The 18,909-nt window shown below is 66.5% G+C and carries 16 protein-coding genes and 1 tRNA gene; 8 read left to right on the top strand and 9 right to left on the bottom strand.

The genetic code is table 11. From position 1 onward, the window contains the following. Positions 1-5: 5 nt before the first annotated feature. Entirely contained in the window at positions 6-485 is a 480-nt protein-coding gene (locus RM479_RS01130; RefSeq protein ID WP_311509797.1) for a hypothetical protein, read from the bottom strand. A gap of 621 nt (positions 486-1,106) precedes the next feature. Between RM479_RS01130 and RM479_RS01125 the strand changes: the two genes are divergently transcribed. The 4 genes from RM479_RS01125 (at position 1,107) to RM479_RS01110 (ending at position 6,963) form a co-directional block, all read left to right on the top strand. Continuing rightward, entirely contained in the window at positions 1,107-1,481 is a 375-nt protein-coding gene (locus RM479_RS01125) for a CU044_2847 family protein (RefSeq protein ID WP_311509796.1), read from the top strand. An 85-nt stretch (positions 1,482-1,566) separates the two neighbouring features. Continuing rightward, positions 1,567-5,778, top strand: a complete 4,212-nt coding sequence (locus tag RM479_RS01120; RefSeq protein ID WP_311509795.1) for an nSTAND1 domain-containing NTPase — start codon at positions 1,567-1,569, stop codon at positions 5,776-5,778. A gap of 16 nt (positions 5,779-5,794) precedes the next feature. Continuing rightward, positions 5,795-6,436: a hypothetical protein gene (locus RM479_RS01115; RefSeq protein ID WP_311510402.1), complete on the top strand. Its 642-nt coding sequence runs from the start codon at positions 5,795-5,797 to the stop codon at positions 6,434-6,436. A gap of 50 nt (positions 6,437-6,486) precedes the next feature. Then, positions 6,487-6,963 (top strand): TrmO family methyltransferase domain-containing protein, encoded by a 477-nt coding sequence (locus RM479_RS01110; protein ID WP_311509794.1) that lies wholly within the window; start codon positions 6,487-6,489, stop codon positions 6,961-6,963. Between the two features lie 365 nt (positions 6,964-7,328). On the opposite strand, the gene RM479_RS01105 is transcribed toward RM479_RS01110, so the two are convergent. Further along, complete coding sequence (locus RM479_RS01105) at positions 7,329-8,291, bottom strand: helix-turn-helix transcriptional regulator (protein WP_311509793.1); 963 nt, start codon at positions 8,289-8,291, stop codon at positions 7,329-7,331. A gap of 63 nt (positions 8,292-8,354) precedes the next feature. On the opposite strand from RM479_RS01105, the gene RM479_RS01100 reads away from it, so the two are divergent. Further along, positions 8,355-9,497, top strand: a complete 1,143-nt coding sequence (locus tag RM479_RS01100) for an epoxide hydrolase family protein (protein ID WP_311509792.1) — start codon at positions 8,355-8,357, stop codon at positions 9,495-9,497. A 93-nt stretch (positions 9,498-9,590) separates the two neighbouring features. Here RM479_RS01100 and RM479_RS01095 read toward each other — a convergent pair whose 3' ends face one another. Next, on the bottom strand, positions 9,591-9,860 hold the full coding sequence (locus RM479_RS01095) for a transposase (protein ID WP_311509791.1): 270 nt from the start codon (positions 9,858-9,860) through the stop codon (positions 9,591-9,593). A gap of 36 nt (positions 9,861-9,896) precedes the next feature. On the opposite strand from RM479_RS01095, the gene RM479_RS01090 reads away from it, so the two are divergent. Beyond that, positions 9,897-10,202: a hypothetical protein gene (locus RM479_RS01090; RefSeq protein ID WP_311509790.1), complete on the top strand. Its 306-nt coding sequence runs from the start codon at positions 9,897-9,899 to the stop codon at positions 10,200-10,202. Positions 10,203-10,346: 144 nt separating this feature from the next. Here RM479_RS01090 and RM479_RS01085 read toward each other — a convergent pair whose 3' ends face one another. Beyond that, positions 10,347-11,207 carry an SDR family NAD(P)-dependent oxidoreductase gene (locus RM479_RS01085; RefSeq protein ID WP_311509789.1) on the bottom strand — a complete coding sequence of 287 codons (861 nt, stop codon included), beginning with the start codon at positions 11,205-11,207 and terminating at the stop codon, positions 10,347-10,349. A gap of 102 nt (positions 11,208-11,309) precedes the next feature. Here RM479_RS01085 and RM479_RS01080 point away from each other — a divergent pair, with 102 nt between their 5' ends. Further along, on the top strand, positions 11,310-12,146 hold the full coding sequence (locus RM479_RS01080) for a helix-turn-helix transcriptional regulator (protein ID WP_311509787.1): 837 nt from the start codon (positions 11,310-11,312) through the stop codon (positions 12,144-12,146). A 116-nt stretch (positions 12,147-12,262) separates the two neighbouring features. Here RM479_RS01080 and RM479_RS01075 read toward each other — a convergent pair whose 3' ends face one another. Both RM479_RS01075 and RM479_RS01070 read right to left on the bottom strand, forming a co-directional pair. Beyond that, positions 12,263-12,961: a DDE-type integrase/transposase/recombinase gene (locus tag RM479_RS01075; protein ID WP_397221017.1), complete on the bottom strand. Its 699-nt coding sequence runs from the start codon at positions 12,959-12,961 to the stop codon at positions 12,263-12,265. Between the two features lie 55 nt (positions 12,962-13,016). Next, the gene (locus RM479_RS01070; RefSeq protein ID WP_311509785.1) at positions 13,017-13,691 is read right to left on the bottom strand and encodes a TetR/AcrR family transcriptional regulator; all 675 of its coding nucleotides are present in this window, start codon (positions 13,689-13,691) and stop codon (positions 13,017-13,019) included. Between the two features lie 88 nt (positions 13,692-13,779). On the opposite strand from RM479_RS01070, the gene RM479_RS01065 reads away from it, so the two are divergent. After that, positions 13,780-14,346: a DUF4386 domain-containing protein gene (locus tag RM479_RS01065; RefSeq protein WP_311509784.1), complete on the top strand. Its 567-nt coding sequence runs from the start codon at positions 13,780-13,782 to the stop codon at positions 14,344-14,346. 1,698 nt (positions 14,347-16,044) lie between these two features. On the opposite strand, the gene RM479_RS01060 is transcribed toward RM479_RS01065, so the two are convergent. The 3 genes from RM479_RS01060 to cas1 all read right to left on the bottom strand — a co-directional run bounded on the left by RM479_RS01060 (position 16,045) and on the right by cas1 (position 18,883). Further along, positions 16,045-16,112, bottom strand: a tRNA-Ser gene (locus RM479_RS01060). 560 nt (positions 16,113-16,672) lie between these two features. After that, the gene (gene cas2 / locus RM479_RS01055; RefSeq protein ID WP_311510401.1) at positions 16,673-16,939 is read right to left on the bottom strand and encodes a CRISPR-associated endonuclease Cas2; all 267 of its coding nucleotides are present in this window, start codon (positions 16,937-16,939) and stop codon (positions 16,673-16,675) included. Positions 16,940-16,981: 42 nt separating this feature from the next. Beyond that, positions 16,982-18,883 (bottom strand): CRISPR-associated endonuclease Cas1, encoded by a 1,902-nt coding sequence (gene cas1 / locus RM479_RS01050; protein WP_311509782.1) that lies wholly within the window; start codon positions 18,881-18,883, stop codon positions 16,982-16,984. Positions 18,884-18,909: the final 26 nt, after the last annotated feature.

Genomic DNA, 18,909 nt, shown 5'->3' with positions numbered 1-18,909 from the left:
GGCGGCTAGGCCTTCTTCTCCGCCCCCGGCCGGGGAGGGTTTGCGCCGATGTTGATCCCACCCTGGTTGTTCGCCACGGCGATCCCCTGGTCCCGCGCCTTGACGGTGAGGTCCCCACCCACCGCCAGACCACCGTCCCCGGCCACCACACCGGTTTGGGCGGCCTTGTCCAGCACCGCGTCGGCCAACGTCAGCAACTCTCGGGCCAGGGCGTCGCGTTCGGCGGGTTCGAGTTCATCGAGGAAGTCCTCGAACCGCTCCCGCCACCTCGCTTCGGCGTTCTCCCGCACCGCGGTGTCCTCGGGAGCGGCCTCGATCTCGGCGCGGGTGGCCTCCAACCGGAGCAACGCCCGCTCGGCCTTCCTCTCCCCGAGGTTGTCCAACCAGCCCTTCAACCGGGTGTGGAGGTCCTGCCACAACCCGGTCCCGGCGGCGGTGGCGATCGCGGTGGCCCCAGCGGTCGCGGCAGCGGCCCAGTCAACCATCACAAACCCTTCAACACAGGGAGTTTCGCGGTCACAACGTGGCTCTCATGCAACCACACCCACGGCAGGGATCACCCGACCCGGCGCCCGGTGGCCGTATACGGCCACCGGGCGGGGTCAACGCGGCATCGGGGCGTGTTCAGCGGCGCAGCGGGCCGCGGACGGACCGGGGGCGAGCACGGCGAAGAAGGGTGGAACGAGCATGCTCGGAAGGTGAAAGGCACGGCCGAGACAAAAGAACGAACTCCGAGCGACCAACCGGCTCCGGGAACGAGGAAAACCCAGGTCCGAGACCTTGAAAGCGGCCTCTGAAATGGGGTTTTTCGGGTAGCCCCCCCAGGGGCTCGAACCCTGATCCCACGGATTGAAAGTCCGCTCGCGTGGCGCCGATACACCCAGCCATGCCCCGATGAATCCCCCACCACCGCGCAGCACCGACACCACACAGGACCACCCGAACTGCCCTGGATCTTCACTCCAAAGAAGCAACATGAAAAATTTTACTTTATTCTCAAGAATCTTCGCCGCACAAGAATCCGACTCGGGAAGTTCCCATCGAAGATCTAGCATTAGGAATGCCGTTTTCGTTACGCTCCTAGGGCCCAAATATTGGAGGTTGCCATGAGCGAGCGGTTGGTCCGAACGGTCGAAGTACCCTTGAGTGACAGCAGTGATGAAACAATCCGCGTGCAGATCCGCGAGGTAGACGAAGCCCTCGTCCGGGTTGGCCGTGGCGGCCGATCCATGGCACGAGCCGAACGGTCGTTCGGTCAGATGCTGGACACCGTTCGACCTGTGGCGGAAAGCTTTGTAGAAAGATTCAGAGAGCTGGCTCACGCACCGGATGAGATCACTCTGGAGTTTGGAGTTTCGCTGTCGGTCGAGGCGGAACTTGTCGTGGCTAGCACCGCAACAGAAGCCAATTTTTCTGTGAGCCTGACTTGGAACAAGAGCGACATGAAAAATTCTCCTTCTGATAACTCACGGCAGGGCTGACCAGCGGACTTCACTCGGATAAGGGGCAGGGGCGCTAGTGCCAGGGATGCGATCTCGGAGTGCGGACGAAATGTTGGCTTCAGGGGTGGCCCGGATCAGGGGAGAGGACGGTGCGGTCTGCGGCGCGGGCACCCTCATCGCACCGGACCTGGTGCTGACCTGCGCCCATGTCGTTTCGGATGCTCTCGGCCGTTCTCGGCAGGATGAGGTGGCAGCCGGGGCTGTGGTCATGGTCGATTTTCCGCTGGCCGAGCCGCTGCCCGATGGCCCCGGTCAATGGGTGGCCGAGGTGGAACAGTGGAGACCGATTCGGCCGAACCGTACAGGAGACGTTGCTCTCCTGCGGCTGCGAGAGGCCGTTTCCGGTGCGCGCCCACTGCCCATGGCCGAGCCGGAAGACGTGTGGGAGCATGGGGCGCGGGCCGTGGGGTTCACAAGCGGTGAACCGACCACACTGTGGTTCCGGGGTAAATTCGGTGGCGCCACGGAGGAGGGCTGGATACAGCTCTCCCGCGCTGACGGACAGGCCGCGTACGTCAAGAAGGGCTTCAGCGGCAGTCCTGTCTGGGACAACGAACTGGGTGCGGCGGTCGGCCTCGTGGTCGCGGCACAGCCGGAACAGGACGCCCAGCAGGTCTACGTGCTGCGCACGAGAACTCTCCTGCGCGAGATACCCGAGCTCGCGGCCCTTCTGCTTCCGCCCACGCCTTTCCGAGGGCTGGCCACTCTCAAGGAAGACGACGCGGACGTCTTCTTCGGTCGGGATGCTGATGTCGACGAGGCGGTCGTGGCTTTACAGGGCACTCACCCCGTCGTCACCGTATACGGACCGTCCGGCTGCGGTAAGTCATCCTTGGTTCTTGCCGGTGTGGTGCCGAGGATGCGGCAGGAGGGCTACGAGGTCCTGGTGGTCGATGCCGGCGGTATCGCATCTCCGAAGGCGGCCCTTGCGACGAAACTGTTCGATGTTGCGAGGTCGGAACGCTATGGTCCCGCGCGGGCGAGCAGCCTTGATCAGATAGAACAGTGGTTGGACGATTCAGGGCTCCCAGATGCCTTCCATCATGCAGCAGGAGGACAAGCAGAACGATTACTGGTCGTACTCGATCAGGCCGAAGCTCTGTTGAACCGCTCTGCGCCGGAAATCGCACAGGCTGTCGCGCTGCTCTTCCCAGAGCACCAGCCGGTTGGCCTGAGGGTCATTGTCACCCTACGTGCCGATTTCATGGATGCCACACTGAGTCACGCGCAACTTGGCCCTGTGTTGAAACGTGGTGTGACGCTCCCGCTCACACCCATGACACGAGACCAACTGCACGAGGTGATCACCGAACCGCTCAGGCGGATTCCGGCCGTCGAGTACGACCCTGGGCTTGAGCGGCGCATCTTGGACGATGCCGGTGACGAACCGGGGATCCTCCCGCTGCTGGGCTTCGTCTTGAAGGAATTATGGGAGCGCCGGGCTGTCGGGCGGCTACAGGCTTCGGTGTACGAGGACCTCGGCGGGGTGTCCGGTGCCTTGCGAGGCCATGCCGAGGAGGCGTGGCGCACATGCGTCAGACCAGGGGACGAGGCGGAAGCACGACTGCTGCTGACAGGGCTGGTGCGGGTGCTTCCGGGAGGCGAAGCTCCACTACGGCGCATTCTGACGCGGGAAGAAGCCGGGGACAAACGCTGGCGTTTAGTGCAGGCTCTGGCTGAACGGCGCTGGCGCCTGCTGGTTCTGTACGGCGGTGATGGTCAGCCCGAGAGCGCGGAGTTGTCCCATGAGGCGCTGATCGCGGCTTGGCCGGCGCTCGCCGATGAGGTCCGAGCAAGCGCTGGTTTCCTGGCAGCACGCGCGGAGGTGCAGCACGACCTGGAGCGGTGGCGTCATGCAGACAGTCCGGCCGACCTGCTCACCGGCACCCAGCTCGCCGCTCTGGAAGGAAGACTGAGGGGGCGCGAGGCGGACCTGACCGGAGAGCAGCGGGAGTTCCTGGCCCAGGCCCGTCGACGCCGAATGGTGTTACGGAGACGAGCTTGGACGGCCTGGACCGCGGGCGTCCTGGCCCTGGTGCTGATTGCCGGACTACTCGGGTTCTACATCCAGGAATCGAACGTGAGCGCGCAACGGACGGCTGAGGGATGGTCACGGGCGCTTGCAATTCAATCGGACGAGTTGATGGCGTCCAACCCCAGTCAGGCTGTTCTGGTCGCACTCGCGGCGTACGAGATCGCACCGACGCAAGAGGCCCGTAGCTCGCTGATGCGCCGGTATGAGGAGTTCCAGGATGCTGCGTGGACGCTATCGGGCGCTGAGGGGATGATCCTGGGGGCTGCCATGAGCGCGGACGGTGCGGTGACACTGGTGACGACCGAGGGAGGTCGTGCCACTCTGTTCGTGCGCACGACCGAGGGTGAGGTCAGGCAGGAGCAGCTCCGGCTCGCTGAAAACGTCTTGTCACCTGTGGTCAGCAGGGATGGGCGGCGGATCGCCTACACGCATGACGCAGACGGGACAGTCGTCTGGCATGACGTGATGCCTTCAGGGCAACAAATGGTCGGACCTCCACATCGACTTCAGGGCGCGCTTGAAGAACGCTCCCTGGGCGCATGGGTATTCGGCGATATAAAAATATTGGACTTCTCTCCGGATGCCCGCCGGTTGGTCGGGGTGTCAGCGGTGGACTCAGAACAGCCTACGCGGATCTGGGATTTGGAAACGGGACGGTATCAGTTGATGCCAGAGAACGTCACCCGACTCTCGGATGTGTGGTTCGGACCGGACGAGAACACGCTCGTGGCCATACACAGCCCTGACTCCGATCCGCTGTCAATAGAATACTCGATAGTGGTGGTCGATATCGATACCGGCATGATGAGTGAGCTGGCAAGCGGTATCGAAAGTGAGAGCACAGGAGTTTCCGGGGATGGCAGCATAGTGGTCGTCTGCCAAGAGGTGGATTCTAATATCGATTTCTATAGGGAGGCCCACTATCAAGCCAGACGTGTGGCTGACGGAAAGGTTTTAAGCGACTATATCGAAGAGGGGGAATCCTGCGAAAACGTGAACGTCACAGCGGCAGGAGAGCGATTCGTGATTCGCGACATTGAGGGTGGATGGAATCTCGTGGACATCTCGACGAGACAGGGGAGGGCGATGCCGTTCTTCGGCCCCACGAACTTATCAGGAATCGCTCATCTACCTCTCTTGGGGACAGCACGCGAGCCCGTTCTTGTCACCCGGAAAGAAAACGGGATCACTGGATGGGCACTAGTCGAAGAAACCGGAGGCACCGCCTACGGATTTCCAGAACTACTCGGCGACGGAGGCACCATGGTGGTCCGAGTGGGTTCAGACGGAGACAAATTGCATGTCATCGATACGGAGAATAATTGGAAAATTCTCGCCGAAGCCGATATTAGCGCCTCCGCGCCCCCGGACACATACCAAAGTCTCGCACTCAACGACACCGAGACTCTGGTGGCCGACGTGTCGGATCAGAACCGGATCACGGTCCGATCGCTTCCCTCGCTACGTCGAGTGACCGAGTTCGCCGTGACAGAACCCCTAGCCGGTGAGAACGAATTGCAGGAATTGCTGCAATATCGCTTCCTGAATGACGAGCAACTCGTGACAACTTCAGGATCACTCATTGAACATTGGGATGCCCACGAGGGACGCCGCCTATCACCGCCCATCGATCTAAACGACCTAAGGCTCACCACAAAAGAACAGCCGCACTATTTTGTGGGTCGCCATCCCGCACCGGGACACGTAGGAGTCACAGTCCGAGGAGAGCCAGACGTACATGCCGTAAATCTGTCCACCGGCGAGGAGAATAAAGAACTTCGCATTCAGCTCGGACCCGATCTCAATGTGGCTGTATTTCTGGAGGACCCGCGCTACGCGGCCGTGATGACAACAGGCGGCATGGTGGAATTATGGTCAGTACTTCCAGGGCAAAACCCCGAAAGAGTGGTGGGACCTCTCGGGCCGCTGAATCCAGACCAATGGACAGCGGACTTGACCGGAGGCACCGGATTCTTCCTGGCGAATAATAGTTCTGTGCACTTCCTACAGGCGGACGACCCCGGACATCGGGAAACCTACCAGTTTGCAAAACCTCAGACCTTTATAGCTGCGGCAAGCAATGGTCAGGTACTGCTGCGATCTTCGGAGGGACGCTTGGGATTGTTCCGCCTCGACCCAGACCTCTGGAAGCGCCATTTGTGTTCCGTTGTTGGCCGTGATCTCACCAGCGAAGAACGTAGCTATTTCCCCACCAATTCACCCATTGAGATTTGCACTTAGAGCGTGTTTGAGAAGGGTGGATAACGGTCCGAGCACTTCGCTCTCACCCGGCCCCAGGACCTGTGGTCGGAGATCAGGTCCACCTACGGGCCCGACTCCTCCCACTTCTTCGGGACCTGGCTGCTCAACCTCGTGGGTCGCGCGCTCAACAAGGAGAGAGGAACTGGAGACCGTCGACGGGACACCGCTGCTGCACACCGGTCACGGCAGCTCCGAGGACCGCGCCGCGCTGGAGCACCTGGCTCGCACGGACACCGACCGTGTCTCCCTCCTCCAGGAGGACCTCGACCACTCCATCAGCGAAGCATTCGGCACATCCATCGATACGACCATCTCCGACTGGGCGATCGGCCACGGGGATCTGCACTGGGCCAACCTCACCGCTCCCCGCCTGTTCCTCCTGGACTGGGACGGCTGGGGCATGATGCCCAGGGGTCTGGACGCTGCGAAACTGTGGGAGTCGGCATTCCGGGTGCCCGACTTCACCGAGGAGATCACGCAGCGCCTGACCCCCGACCTCACCAGCCGGGACGGCAAGCTCAGCCGGCTGTGGGTCTGCGCGAACAGGATCCTCGGAGCCAGACGCCGAGGCAAGGCGACCGACCAGACCGAGCACGCCCACAGGACGGGAAGGTCACTGCTGGCAGAGCTGTCGTGATCGCCGTGGGATACACGCACATCGGGTTAGCGCTCAAGAAGGGAAACACCGTGGAGATCACGCTCTCCCCCATCGCCACCGTCATCGGCGGCCGATCCGAGGTCAGTGACGACTACTGGGGCGACGTGCGGTCCGTCATCCGCCTCAACGACGACCTGCCCCTGGACACGTTGAAGGGCCTGGAGGAGTTCAGCCACCTCGAAGTCGTGTGGCACTTCAGCCAGGGCTCCGACGCCGACGTGCACCTCGGAGCACGCCACCCGCGCAACAACCCGGCCTGGCCGGAGACGGGAACGTTCGTCCACCGCAACCACCGACGCCCGGCCAGGATCGCGATCTCCCACCCCCGACTGCTGAGCGTCGAAAGCCGCGACCTGCACGTGGAGGACCTGGACGCGGTCGACGGCACCCCGGTCTACGACATCGCCCCGTGGTTCGCCGAGTTCGGCCCCCGCGGAGAGGTCGACCAGCCCTCCTGGCCCGGAGAAATGCTCAGCCGGTACTGGGAGAAGCGCTCGAACACGTAGCAGCGACAGCATGTGTCCACGACGGTACGGTCGGCCCCCCTGAAATCAGCTCGGCCCGACACCACTCCTCAGCATCGAAGTAGGAAGAGGAGCCGGCGCGCCTGCCGCCAAGCTTCGCGCGAACCCCCGGATTGCCTGGTCCGGCGGCCTCCGGCCTCCTCCGCACGAACATTCGGTCAGGTCGTCGGACCCACGCACCAAGCTCAGTACACGCCAGAGCTTCCATCACACCCGGCACGAGACAACAGGAGCAAACGGGGCGCGGACGGCCGAGTCCCGCACCGAGCCGACGGCAAGCTGCTCAAAGGCCCCCGATACCGACCGCCCACCCTCGACGGCCTCGTCCAATGGCCGACGGCCGAGATTCACGTCGTGGATGCGCCACCCGCCGCGCGGCGGAACCTCGTCGCGAGGCGATCGAACGCCGCCGCGAGTTCGTCTCCGTCGATCACCTCGATGTCGACGTCGAGCCGTGTCATCCACAGCGCGAGCCGGTCCGGGTCGTCGGAACCCAGCTCGACACGGCACGTGGACTCGTCGACCACCTCGATATCGACCGGAATGGGGATCTTCGCGGCGACCCTGGCGGCGGGAGCATGCACGAGTACCCGGGCGCGGTACTTCCAGGTCGCCTTGCTGACGCGTCCGACGACGTATCCGACGGCATCGCCCCCCGGGATCGCGCGCGGCCGGAACCGCACACCCGTCGGTGCGCGGACGGCCATGCGGTCGACACGGAAGACCCGCCAGTCGTCACGGTCGAGATCCCACGCGAGCAGGTACCAGAACGGCCCCCAGCCGACCAGCCGTTGCGGTTCGGTGTGCCGGGACCCTTCGCTGCCCCCGGGCTTGGTGTATCCGAACCGGAGCCGTTCACGGCCGCGGATCGCGGCGGCGACCGCACCGAGAACCGAGAGATCGAGCGGCGGTTCAGCCCCTGGAACGACGCTCGTCGCCTCGCGTACCGCCTCCACGCGCCGACGCAGGCGCGAAGGCAGCACCTGCTCCAGCTTCGCGAGCGCGGTGAGCGATGTCTCTTCGACGCCGAGCCTTCGGGTCGCGACCGTACCCAGTCCGACCGCGACGGCGACGGCCTCGTCGTCGTCGAGCAGTAGTGGGGGCATCGCCGTTCCGGCGGCCAGCCGGTACCCGCCCGCGACACCGGGTCGCGCGTCCACGGGATAGCCGAGCGACCGCAGCCTGCCGATGTCGGCGCGCACGGTCCTGGTGCTCACATCGAGCCGGCCGGCGAGCTCGGAGCTCGTCCAGTCGCGTTTGAGCTGGAGCAGTGACAGCAGTTCGAGCAGGCGGGCCGAGGTCTCCAACATGCTCTCCATCGTTTCAGCAATCGCGGAAGCGAACCTGCCGCATTGCCTGGGAGCGTCGGTGCCATGAACGAGAACGAAGCACTCACACCATTTCGCATCGACATCCCGCAGGCCGACATCGACGACCTGCGCGACCGGCTGGCACACACGCGCTGGCCGATCCCCGTGCCGGGCCGAGACGATCGCACCGACTTCAGCCGCGGCATACCGCTGGTCTACCTGAAGGAGCTCGCCGAGTACTGGCGCGACGGGTTCGACTGGCGTGCGCAGGAGGAGAAGCTCAACGAGTACGAACAGTTCACGACGGTCGTCGACGGCCAGACGTTCCATGTCGTCCACGCGCGATCGGCGGACCCGGAGGCCACCCCGCTGATCCTGAACCACGGCTGGCCGGGCTCGTTCGTCGAGTACCAGCGGCTCATCCCGCTGCTGACCGATGCGTTCCACGTGGTCATCCCGGCGCTGCCCGGCTTCGGGTTCTCCACCCCGTTGTCGGGGACCGGCTGGGAGCTGGCGCGGACGACGGATGCCTACGCCGAGATCATGACGCGTCTGGGTTACGAGAGGTTCGCGGCCCACGGTACCGACATCGGTGCGGGCACCACCGGCCGGCTCGCGGCGCTCTACCCGGAGCGCGTCATCGGCACGCACATCGGCAGCGACCCCCGGTTGCTCGGGTTGCTCGGCGACAAGTTCCCCTACCCAGACGGTCTGTCCGACGAAGAGAACGCCCAGATCGAGGCGGTGCGCACCGAGGACGCGGCCGAGCGCGGGTATCTCGCGATGCAGGACCACCGTCCCGACACGATCGGCGCGGCGCTCACCGACTCGCCGGTCGGTCAGCTCGCGTGGATCGCCGAGAAGTTCAAGACCAGGGCCGACGGCGACCACCGGACACCGGACGAGTCGGTCGGCCGCGACCAGCTCCTCACGAACATCAGCCTGTACTGGTTCACCCGCAGCGGCGCGTCGAGCGCGCAGTTCTACTACGAGTCCGAGCACTCAGGAATCGACTTGGTCATGGCCTCCGACGTGCCGTCCGGATGGGCCGTGTTCGACACCCACCCGCTCATCCGCCGCGCGGTGGACCCGTGGAAGGCGATCGGCCACTGGAGCGAGTTCACCGAGGGCGGTCACTTCCCCGCGATGGAGGAGACGGAGCTGCTCGCGAACGACATCCGCACCTTCTTCCGCGCCATCTCCTGAACCCGTATCAGGACCCGCGGGCCGCGCCGCCGGGTTCGGGGCCCGGCCGGTCCGGCACGTCCAAGACCTCGTCGGCCTCGAACCCGGCGGCGTTCAGAGACGCCTCGATCTCGTCCCGCTCGTCGAACCACAGGGGCGAGATCGAGGTGACCCCACTCGCGGGGGAATGCCCGGGGTGCGGCCCCGGGCGGGTGCGGTGGCGGTGGCGGGGCGGGCCTGGTCGTCTCTGCGGATCCAGTTGCGCAGAGGTTCGCGGTTGAGGCCGAGTTCGGCGGCGATCTGCGCGATGGTGGCTCCAGGGCGGGGGCGGTAGAGCGCGACGGGGTCGGCTTTGAACTCGGCCGGGTAGTGCTTCATGGCCATGGGTGTGGACTCCTCCTTGTGTTTTCAGTGTCGGAGATGTCCACTACTCGGGGGGAACGTCCCGCCACCCCCGTCTCCACCCAAGAAACCCTTATCTACCTGCAGGTGCGCCGGTTCTTCTGCGACCAGAACACCTGCCAGCAGAAGATTTTCGCCGAGCAGATCCCGGGCCTGACCCGCCGCTACGCCAGCCAGACCTCGCACTTGACCGAGTTGCTGACGCAGTTGGCCATGGCTCTGGGCGGGCGCGCGGACGCCCGCTTCACCGGCGATCTGGCTGCCGCGGTGATCCGGATGAGTCTGTTGCGCCTGGCACAGGGGAAAGCGGCAATGGGCTGGTAAGCGGGCAGCGGTCCAGGCGCGGGGCCTGCCGCACCAGCGCCGGGGGTGCCCCGTGATCTACCATTCGACAACCGCGGGCCTCGCGGTGGGCGTAGCCGTAGCCCGGTGGCGGGTCGGGGAAGGGCAAGGGGCACGGGAATCGGTTCAGCGGCGTGGGAGCTTCATCTGGCCCAGGACCATCTGGTCCAGGACCCGGTCCGGGACCAGGCGGGAGACCGGCACCATGAAACCCGCGTCACGGCCGACGGTGTAGCGGGTACGGGGCCTGCCCGCAGTGATCGCGGTCTCCACGACCGCAGCGACCGCGGCGGGCTCGGCACCGTCGCGAGCCCACCCCTGGACCGTCTCCCTGTAGGCCCGCATCAGCGGGCCGTAGCGGCTCCTCTGCTGCTCGGTCATTGTCGCGGCCACCCGGTCGGCCTCCTCCAGCCCTCGTTCGGTGAGGCTGGTCTTGACCGCGCCCGGAGTGACGATCACTACCTTCACCCCCAGGGAGGCGACCTCACGGCGGAGCGCGTCACTCACCGCGTCCATCGCGTACTTCGCGCCGGAGTAGGCTCCGAAACTCGGCATGGCCACCCTGCTGCCCACCGAGCCGATGTTCACGACGCGGCCCCGGGAGGAGAGCAGGGACGGCAGGAGAGCCTGGATGACGGCGACCTGCCCGAACACGGTGACCTCGAACTGGCGACGCCAGTCCGCCAGGCTCAGGGCCTCCACGGGCGCGTTGATCGCGATGCCCGCGTTGTTGACGACCGCTCGCAGCGGCCTGCCGGACGGGTCGTTCTCCACGCGCTCGCGCAGCCGGGCCAGGTGCTGCTCATCGGTCACATCGAGGATGACCGGCTCGATCCGCGGCCCCGAGACGCGTTCCGCGTCGGCTTGGCGGCGCACCCCGGCCAGGACGTGGAACCCCGCAGCCGCGAGCCGCGAGGCCGTGGCGAGGCCGATCCCGGTCGAGGATCCGGTGACCACTACGAGTTGCCCACTTGCGTTTTCGTTCATGACACCGATCCTCCCCGCCGTTCCCACAGGCCGGGAGCCACGGAACATCCTGGTATAGCCCGTACCAGTCTGTTCCGACTTCGGCGGGTGATACTGGTGGACATGAACGAACTCGGCAGAGCCCTGCGGGCGTGGCGAGAGCGCACGGACCCGGCAACGGCCGGGCTGGCCCGCACCACGCCCGGGCGCACCCCCGGTCTGCGCCGTGAGGAGCTCGCGGTCGCTGCCGGGATCTCCGTGGAATACGTCGTGCGGCTGGAGCAAGGGCGGATGGCGACTCCCTCAGCGCAGGTGTGCCTGTCCCTGGCCCGCGCACTCCAGCTCACCGATGACGAGAGGGCCCACCTGATGCGGTTGGCTGGCCACCCGGTGGTCCACCGGCGGGTGCCGCAGCTCATCCCGCACAGCGTCCACCGGATCCTGGAACGCCTCGACGCCCAACCGCTGTCGGTCTTTGACGCGACATGGAACCTCCTCCACTGGAACCGCCTCTTCGCGGCAGCGTTCGGCGACCCCGAACAGATCCCCACCGAGCGGCGCAACCTCCTGCTGATGCAGTTCGGGAACGACCACGACCGGAGCCGCATCCGCTTGGCCGACCAGGCCGCGTTCGAGACGTCCCTGGTGGCAGACCTGCGATCGGCGTCGGGCCGCTACCCCGACGACCCGGAGCTGGCCGCGCTCCTCGCACGGCTGAACACCCTGCCCCGGTTCGCGGACCTGTGGTCCTCGGGGTCCGTCGCCGAGCACCGCAGTGGCCGCAAGACCGTCCTGCACCCCGAGGTCGGAGAGATCGAGCTGGACTCCGACACCCTGACCACCGATGGCGCCCACCTGCACATCGTCATCTACACACCTCGGCCGCACACCGACGCGCGAAACAAGCTCGACCTGCTCGCCACCTTGGGCACACAGCGGTTCAGCACGCCCTCCCCCTGAGCTCAGGTGCCACCGCGCGAAGGTTCCACGTCGTCCCGGCCTCGTCTCACCTGGGCCAGTGGCTACGTGGACGAGTTCGGGGGCACACGGACACGTCAGGCTGTTTCGTGCCGGGTTTATTGGAGGCTCGGAACCAACGCTTCGCCTTCGGTTGACCCGGCCCGCCGCCCGTAGAAGTCGTCCTCGAACTCCGCCGGCGGGACCAGACCGATCCCACCGTGCAGGCGGCGGTGGTTGAACCAGTCCACGTACTCGGCCACCGCGATCTCGACCTCGTCCAGGTTCTTCCACGGGCCCCGGTTGCGGATCAGCTCGGCCTTGAACAGCGAGTGGAACGCCTCGGCCAGGGCCTTGTCGTGGGAATCGCCGGTGGTGCCGACCGAGGCCACCGCCCCCGCCTCGGCCAGGCGCTGGGTGTAGCGCACCGCCAGATACTGGGTAGGTTCAACCGGTCGTTGCAACACCGGGCTGTTGAATCCACCCTGCACTCCGCGGTCGGAGTGGTGGACCAGGCCGTCGATGCGCCGGCCCACGTGCCGGCGGTTCCAGACCGCCATCTCCAACGCGTCCAGGGCCAGGTCGGTGCGCAAGGACTTCGACACCTGCCAGCCCACCACCCGGCGGGAGAACACATCGATCACGAACGCGGCGTAGACCCACCCGGCGAAGGTGCGGATGTAGGTGATGTCGGCGACCCACAACCGGTTCGGAGCATCCGCGGTGAACGCCCTCTCGACCAGGTCCGGCCGGGTGTCCGGTCCCGAGGCCGGGGTGGTGGTGCGCGGGCTCTCGACGCGGGTGATGCCCCGTAGCACCGCCCGGCTTGAGGGTTCGGATGCTCGGCTCTGCGAAACCCGGCGTGGACCAGCCCTAAGGGTCCGCGAGCGCCCCGACCATATCGAGGACCAGGTCGAGACCGGGCCCGAACTGCTCGCCGAAGGCGTAGTCGGCCCGCATCAGGTGTCCGTTGGCGAACGCGGCCAGATGCGGGTACAGCCCTCCATCGAAGCCGGCCATGGCCGACGCCACCGCTTGGGCGGCATCGCCCTGGTCGTCGAAGGGCAACGATGCCTCCTGCAGTACGAAGCCGTAGACATAAGCGTCGATGATCACGTAGGCGCGCTCGGTCATCGCCGGCGAGAACCCGTTGTTCATCAGCACGCCGACAACCGAGTCATGGTGGCGGAGGGTGCCGGGCCCCGGTGTCGTCCGGGTGTCCATCAGGGCCAGTGCCCACGGGTGCCGGGCCAGGACCGTGCGTGCCGAGACGGCACGCCGACGTATCTCGGTCCGCCAGGGCTTGTCGACCTCCGGCAGGTCGATCTGGCCGAACACGAGGTCGACCATGCCGTCCAGCAGGTCCTCCTTGCCGCGGACGTAGTGGTACAGCGACATCGGTTTCACGCCCAGCGCCTGCGCCAGCGACCGCATTGTCACCGCCCCGAGGCCGTCGGTGTCGGCGAGCGCCACCGCGGAAGCCAGTACACGGTCGCGGTCCAGGGCTTCCGGCCTCCGGGAGCCCCGGCCCTGTGCGGTTTCGGACACGTGGTGGACCTCGTTCGGAAGCGTTGACAGTCTGGACGGCCAACCCTATCGTACTTTGTAAGCTTACTAAGTACGACAGGAGCACCCAGTGTCACATCGCAACGCCGGCCGACTGGCCGGCGCCCTCTTCCTGGCAGCGTTCCTCCTCTACGGTGGCGGCAGTGCCTTCGCCGACAACCCCCTCGGCCTCGGGCTCATGCTCCTCAACTCGGCCGCGGTGGCGACGATCGGGATAGCGGCCTTTCGTGCCCTGCGGGAAGCCGCACCACGCACCGCCCGGGTCTATCTGGCCGCCAGAGCCCTGGAGGCCGTCCTGCTCGCCCTTGGCACGCTGTTCCTGGCTTCCGGAGCGGCCGTGGGCAACGACATCGCGTACGGAGCCGCCATGCTCGTGCTCAGCGCGGGCAGCATCCCGTTCTGCCGCGCGCTGGCGACACAGCGCTGGGTGCCTCGCTGGTTCGCCTGGTGGGGTGTGCTCGGATACGCCCTGCTCGCCGTCGGCGCGGTACTGGAGTTCGCCGTTGCCGGTTCCGGTGTCCTCCTCGCCGTCCCCGGCGGGCTCTTCGAGATCGCTTTCGGGCTGTTCCTGCTCCGCTGGGGATTCCCGGAACCGGCCGACCGCCGTACACCGGGGCCGGTCACGGAAGCCGTGTGACCGCTGAAAGGCAGCCCAGGCTTCCCCGGCCCTGCCGACCAGGGTGCTCGGTGGTCGTTCCGGTGCCGGTGCCGGTGCCGAGGACGTGGGTCACCGGCGGTGGCGGGTGGTCCGGTACGGTGCCGGCGTTGCGGGGCGATAGGTGTCTATCGGCGCATGGCGGGGCGTACCGGCGCTTCGTGAGCGGACTTTTACGAGTTGGTGCGTGATAGCGGGTGAGGCATGATGGCCCCGTCCGCGGTGCCGGTCAGGTGTTCGCGGTGCGGTCGGAGACCAGCCCGGCAATGGCCCGGTAGGTGGCCGGGAGGTTCTCACGCCGGTGCGTCCAGCGCGTCAGCTGCTTCCAGCGCTTGTGGTCGGCCAGGGCATGTTCAACGGTGATCCGATCCGCCGAATGCGCGTGGCGGTGGTGCTTCCACCGCTCGTGGAACTCGGGCAGGGCACTCCGGTTCGGCTTGCGCGGCGGAGTCAGGGCCTGATGCGGGTGGTCACGTCACAGACCCAGGTACCCGTCGTCGAGCAGTACCTCCACCTCGGGGAAATGCCGGAAGCAGGAGTCGATGCCCTCGGGGCGGGCCGCGGTGGCGTCGTGCATCCGCCCCGGGCGCATGGCGTCGGCCCCGCAAGGTGCGCCCGTGGTGGTCGGCCACGACGGTGGCCTTCATGGTGTTCTGCTTCTTCTTGCCCGAGACGAACGCCCGCCGGCCGCTCCTGCCCGCGCGTGGCCGCCGGACCTGGACCTCGGTGGCGTCCAGCCGCAGTTGCACACCCTCGGCGTGGGCGTAGGCGAACACGTCCTCCAGGGTGCGCAACCGTACTCCCGGGCGGTTCGGGACCGCGCATCTGCGCTCGGCCGACAGGTGGCGGATCTGGCCGACGGTGCGGGGGAAGGGTGGAGCGGTCCACATCGAACAGCAGGTCCAGGACGGCGTGCGGCAGGTCATGGCGCAGGTGGATCAGGGTGGCCACCAGACGGTCCACGAAGACCAGGCGGTGTCGGGCGCCCGCCCCGGCTGCCCGTTTCCTCGACCCGCCCCGGACCTGGCTCCTATGATCCTCCACGGCCACTCCCCAGGGGCGGGCCAGTTCCTCGACGAGCGCGGCCAGGTGGTGATGCGAGATGCCGGTGAACCAAGGATGGGCCAGGACCGCGCGGTTGAGCTTGATCGCCACGGCCAGAGCATGCCACAGCTCTTCAGCGGGGCCTCACCCGCTATCACGCACCAACTCGTTAGAACGGCCCACCCCTTTCGGCCCGTCAGTGCAGGTCAAAGCAGGTCCGGGTGGGCCCTTCGCAATCCAGAGACATACCCAAGTGGGCAGTTCCTCTTCACGTAGGGCGGGGCGGGCCCCACCGGGAAAGCCCCCGCCCCGCCCCTGTGGACGCCAATGGCACCGATTCGGGCCGGGGTGATGTGCGGCGTTCAGCGGGCCTGCACGTCCACATCACGTACCAGGACCACCAACGGGTGTCCAGTGGCACAGCGGGCGCTGGTGGACGTACGTGGGCTCGTGTCCGGGGCCGGGGCGGTAACGGCGTGGCGGTGCCCGGCGGAGGAGCGCGGGGCGAGGATGCTCGGGAGGTGGGAGGCACGGCGGAGACAAAAGAGCGAGCTTCGAGCAACCAGCGGGCACCTGGAACGAGAAGAACCCAGGACCGAGACCTTGGAAAAGACCTCTGGCCTGGGGTTTTGTGGGTAGGCCCCCAGGGGCTCGAACCCTGAACCCACGGATTAAAAGTCCGCTCCGGCCGCGCCAATACGCCCCACTATGCGCCGATAGCTCCCGCACCACCCCGCAGTGCTGGCACCACACAGGACCATCCGGGACCACCAAAGACCGCCCCGCCCCCAGCACCGGAGCAACCACCGAGCAACTGCGCTATGTCCCGAGTCTCGGGCCAAATCCGTGGGCTGACGGAAGCAATCCAGGGCAACCAAGGGCCCGTTGAAAAACGTCTGAATACCCTACGGGCTTTATAGGTCTGCGGAACTGCAACACGGCTACAACGGGCCGGTGATGCACAACTTGTTTCCATGCCCTACGGGCTTTATAGGCCCATGGAACGTGAGCTTGACTGGACCAGCGCCATAACGGCGCCCGTTTCCATGCCCTACGGGCTTTATAGGCCCATGGAACCCTTCCCCGTTTTCAGGGGTCGTGACCTGCGACGATACACCCCCTCTGCACGCGACCACCCTCTTCAGTGCCGCCTGACCCGTGACCCAGACCACTTTTTGCATCCGGGAGCCTCTGACCAGCACGAACACTCTGCACGCAACATGGGGTTTTCGCACCCGAACCAGATTCGGTGTACACGACCCGGTCACACGATCCAGAAGTCCTCCCGTTCCTCCAACCTACGCTCCCCCAACACCGTCACCTTGTCCAGATCCGGAACCCGCAACAGATACACCCGCACCTGATCCTCCTCACCATCGATCACCCCCACCAGAGCCGTACGCAACTCCTCGAACACATGCGGAGAAGGCATGGCGACCTCGAACACGCTGTACTGCACCCGCGGCCCGTACCCCGCCAGCAACTCCGACACCGCCTGTCGGCGATCGTCATCAGCCACGTCGTAACACACCAGGTAGAACCGGCGTCGCTGAGGATGCTCTCCCACCCCGCATCACCGCCACACCACGGGCTCATAAGCGTCTGCACGACCTGCCAGCACGTCGGCTAACACCCGGGCTTGGGCGGTCAGCGCCGTCCGGTACGACACCCGACAGCCCATCCCCGAATGCCGGAACAACGTCAGCATCCGCTTCTCATACGCGCCCAGGAACACCTTCAACGTCTCCGGCGACATCCGGCACCCCTTCGCCTCATCCAGCGGGTGGTCGAACCCCTCCGGGGCGACCTTGCCGCCCAACACCAGAGCGGTGACGACCGAGTCCACGACCACCGGCCGGAACTCCTCGATCAGGTCCAACGCCAGACTCGCCCGACCCTGTGCCAAGGAGTGCAGGTACCCGCCCTCAGGGTCCAGACCGGCGACGTGGCAGGCCACCACCGCGTCGTTCAGCAACAGGGTGTACCCGAAGGACAGCATCGCGTTGACCGGATCCGGAGGCGGACGCCGCCGATGGGTGAACCCCCACACTGGTGGGAACATCCGCCCCCAGCAGGCGAAGTAGTCCCGTGAGGCCGCACCCTCGTGCCCCATCAGCTCCGCCAACCCTGTGGCCTCCATCGCCCCGGACCGGGCCTGGATGAGCCGCTCGGCCGTGGTCGAAGCGTCCTGGGCGGCTTCATCAGGGGCGCTGGTGGCCCGGGAGGCCCGCAGCACCGCGGTGCGCAGGTTGGTGATCTTGCCGACCACGAACCCCCGGGCGAACTCCATCGCCCGGGTCCCGTCCAACGCCGTCTCGTACTGGGCCGCCCGTACATGCACGTCCCCGCCCAACGCCCGCGAGAGCCTGCCCTGGAACCGGCCCAGGTCGTCCAACAGCACCAGTTCCACCCCCTGGCGCAGCGCCCGGTGCAGGAACGGGGTGCTGTACCCGACCCGCCCGACCCCCACGACCTGGCGGACCCGCTTGAGGTTGACCGACAACAACACCTCCTCGCCGTGCTCGATCCGCACCCGGTCCCCGCGACTGCGCACCAGAGCACCCGGGGTGGTGACGTAGACGGTGGCCTCCAACGGGCGGACCCGATCCTCCTCCACCGCACCGTGCACGGCACCGACCGTCCGCCCCAGGAACACCACCCCTTCGTCGAAGGACACGATCCGCGACTTGTCGGTGTTGAGCTCCAACCCCCACTCGTCCAGCATCTCCCCTGCCACCACCAAGGCGTTCTCCGCATCGGCCCGGGAGTCGGCGGGGATCGCGAAGTCATCGGTGTACCGCAACACCTGCAGGCCGCGTTCGAGCATGACCTTGTCGAAGGCGTCCAGGTACAGGTTGGTGAGCGCCGGGGACAGCGCACTGCCCTGGTGCAACCCCCGCCCCTGGCGGCGGCCTGCCCGCACCCGCCCTGCGGCCGGGCCGGTGGCGTCCCGGGAGACCAGGTGCTGGAGGAGCAGGCACAGCTCCGCGTCGGGCACCAGCTCTCTGACCCGGGTGATCACCGGCCACCGGGGGATGCGCTCGAAGCAGTCCTCGATGTCGGCGCGCACCACCCACCGCGCCCCGGCCTCCCGTGCCCGGGTGAGAGCCCGGATCGCGTCATTGACTCCCAGCCCGGACCGGTAGGCGAAGCTCCACGGGGACAGCACCGGGTCCAGGAACGGTTCGACCACCTCCAGCACGGCCCGCTCCACGATGCGGTCCCGCACCGCGGGGATCGCGAGCAGCCGGGTCCCACCCGAGGACTTGGGGACCTCGATCGCGACCACCGGCCCAGGCGTGTACTCACCGGCAGCCAGTTGCTCGCTCAGCTCCGTCAGGTTCCGCAGGGCACCGCGCTCGAACTCGCGGACCTGCTCCGACTTCACCCCGTCCTCGAGGTCGTTGTCCCGGACCTCGTTCCACGCGGCGAAAAGCCGCTCGCTGTCCGCGACACGACGCAGCAGATCACCCACGATGCCCTCCCGGCAGCCAAGGAATT

Source organism: Nocardiopsis lambiniae (assembly GCF_031845465.1).
GTDB classification, from domain to species: Bacteria; Actinomycetota; Actinomycetes; order Streptosporangiales; family Streptosporangiaceae; genus Nocardiopsis; species Nocardiopsis lambiniae.
This window is presented reverse-complemented; position numbering and strand designations above follow the sequence as displayed.